Below are 242 nucleotides of genomic sequence, written 5' to 3'. Positions count from 1 at the left end.
TAACATGAATATAGAAAAAGAAATATTGGAATTTTTAAATAGTAATTTAAAGAAGAATTGTAGTTATCAAATAGGTATGCGCTTTACTCGATATGAGTGTAAAAATAATATTTTTAGTTTTTCATATGAAGGCAGTGATAATAAACAAGTCTTTTCTGACGTAATAAATAAAACCTTTAACCTTTCATTACTTCCAGTGACTTAAATTAAAAAGAATATGAACTAGAGTGTTAAACGTTAGA

General features: G+C 24.4%; 1 protein-coding gene. It reads left to right on the top strand.

Features of this window, described 5'->3' with window-relative positions; all coding sequences use genetic code 11:
* On the top strand, nt 1-205 hold a 205-nt coding region (locus AW165_RS19985), incomplete at its 5' end, for a hypothetical protein (protein WP_212823908.1).
* Between the last annotated feature and the right edge of the window lie 37 nt (nt 206-242).

The organism is Acinetobacter sp. LMB-5, assembly GCF_001541635.1.
Lineage (GTDB): Bacteria > Pseudomonadota > Gammaproteobacteria > Pseudomonadales > Moraxellaceae > Acinetobacter > Acinetobacter pittii.
The sequence above is the reverse complement of the archived record's forward strand: the minus strand, read 5'-3'. Positions and strand labels throughout refer to the sequence as shown.